The sequence below is a fragment of the Streptomyces sp. NPDC051041 genome (assembly GCF_044456065.1).
GTDB classification, from domain to species: domain Bacteria; phylum Actinomycetota; class Actinomycetes; order Streptomycetales; family Streptomycetaceae; genus Streptomyces; species Streptomyces glaucus.
This window is the reverse complement of record NZ_JBITFM010000041.1, coordinates 1-2,506: the sequence shown is the minus strand read 5'-3', so window position 1 is coordinate 2,506 and position 2,506 is coordinate 1. Positions and strand designations below refer to the sequence as shown.

Sequence of the window (2,506 nt, the reverse complement as noted above, 5' to 3'; positions counted from 1 at the left end):
TCAGAACCAACACAGTGGACGCGAGCCTCTATGGACAAGCCCTCGGCCTATTAGTACCGGTCACCTCCACACGTTACCGTGCTTCCAGATCCGGCCTATCAACCCAGTCGTCTACTGGGAGCCTTACCCCATCAAGTGGGTGGGAGTCCTCATCTCGAAGCAGGCTTCCCGCTTAGATGCTTTCAGCGGTTATCCCTCCCGAACGTAGCCAACCAGCCATGCCCTTGGCAGAACAACTGGCACACCAGAGGTTCGTCCGTCCCGGTCCTCTCGTACTAGGGACAGCCCTTCTCAAGACTCCTACGCGCACAGCGGATAGGGACCGAACTGTCTCACGACGTTCTAAACCCAGCTCGCGTACCGCTTTAATGGGCGAACAGCCCAACCCTTGGGACCGACTCCAGCCCCAGGATGCGACGAGCCGACATCGAGGTGCCAAACCATCCCGTCGATATGGACTCTTGGGGAAGATCAGCCTGTTATCCCCGGGGTACCTTTTATCCGTTGAGCGACGGCGCTTCCACAAGCCACCGCCGGATCACTAGTCCCGACTTTCGTCCCTGCTCGACCCGTCGGTCTCACAGTCAAGCTCCCTTGTGCACTTACACTCAACACCTGATTGCCAACCAGGCTGAGGGAACCTTTGGGCGCCTCCGTTACCCTTTAGGAGGCAACCGCCCCAGTTAAACTACCCATCAGACACTGTCCCTGATCCGGATCACGGACCCAGGTTAGACATCCAGCACGACCAGAGTGGTATTTCAACGACGACTCCACGAACACTGGCGTGCCCGCTTCACAGTCTCCCACCTATCCTACACAAGCCGAACCGAACACCAATATCAAACTGTAGTAAAGGTCCCGGGGTCTTTCCGTCCTGCTGCGCGAAACGAGCATCTTTACTCGTAGTGCAATTTCACCGGGCCTATGGTTGAGACAGTCGAGAAGTCGTTACGCCATTCGTGCAGGTCGGAACTTACCCGACAAGGAATTTCGCTACCTTAGGATGGTTATAGTTACCACCGCCGTTTACTGGCGCTTAAGTTCTCAGCTTCGCCCACCCGAAAGTGAGCTAACCGGTCCCCTTAACGTTCCAGCACCGGGCAGGCGTCAGTCCGTATACATCGCCTTACGGCTTCGCACGGACCTGTGTTTTTAGTAAACAGTCGCTTCTCGCTGGTCTCTGCGGCCACCCCCAGCTCAGACCGTGAAGATCGTCACCAGGAATGGCCCCCCTTCTCCCGAAGTTACGGGGGCATTTTGCCGAGTTCCTTAACCATAGTTCACCCGAACGCCTCGGTATTCTCTACCTGACCACCTGAGTCGGTTTAGGGTACGGGCCGCCATGAAACTCGCTAGAGGCTTTTCTCGACAGCATAGGATCATCCACTTCACCACAATCGGCTCGGCATCAGGTCTCAGACTATGTGCCAGGCGGATTTACCTACCCGACGTCCTACACCCTTACCCCGGGACAACCACCGCCCGGGCTGGACTACCTTCCTGCGTCACCCCATCACTCACCTACTACAGGTCTGGTTCGTCGGCTCCACCACTCCCACCGACGGCAAAGCCGGCGGCGGGCGGTCTCACGGACTTAGCATCGCCTGGTTCGATGTTGATCGCTTCACAGCGGGTACCGGAATATCAACCGGTTATCCATCGACTACGCCTGTCGGCCTCGCCTTAGGTCCCGACTTACCCTGGGCAGATCAGCTTGACCCAGGAACCCTTGGTCAATCGGCGCACACGTTTCCCACGTGTGAATCGCTACTCATGCCTGCATTCTCACTCGTCAACCGTCCACAACTACCTTCCGGTGCTGCTTCACCCGGCAGACGACGCTCCCCTACCCATCACAGCGGCCGTTGGGCCTCATGCTGCAATGACACGACTTCGGCGGTACGCTTGAGCCCCGCTACATTGTCGGCGCGGAATCACTAGACCAGTGAGCTATTACGCACTCTTTCAAGGGTGGCTGCTTCTAAGCCAACCTCCTGGTTGTCTCTGCGACTCCACATCCTTTCCCACTTAGCGTACGCTTAGGGGCCTTAGTCGATGCTCTGGGCTGTTTCCCTCTCGACCATGGAGCTTATCCCCCACAGTCTCACTGCCGCGCTCTCACTTACCGGCATTCGGAGTTTGGCTAAGGTCAGTAACCCGGTAGGGCCCATCGCCTATCCAGTGCTCTACCTCCGGCAAGAAACACACGACGCTGCACCTAAATGCATTTCGGGGAGAACCAGCTATCACGGAGTTTGATTGGCCTTTCACCCCTAACCACAGGTCATCCCCCAGGTTTTCAACCCTGGTGGGTTCGGTCCTCCACGAAGTCTTACCTCCGCTTCAACCTGCCCATGGCTAGATCACCCCGCTTCGGGTCTTGAGCGTGCTACTCAACCGCCCTCTTCGGACTCGCTTTCGCTACGGCTACCCCACCCGGGTTAACCTCGCAACACACCGCAAACTCGCAGGCTCATTCTTCAAAAGGCACGCAGTCACGAGA

Annotated in this window: 1 rRNA gene; it reads right to left on the bottom strand. The window is 57.3% G+C overall.

What is annotated here, in order from left to right:
- Positions 1 to 30: 30 nt before the first annotated feature.
- Positions 31 to 2,506: ribosomal RNA gene (locus ACIBAI_RS28890) — 23S ribosomal RNA — on the bottom strand; the annotation flags it as partial.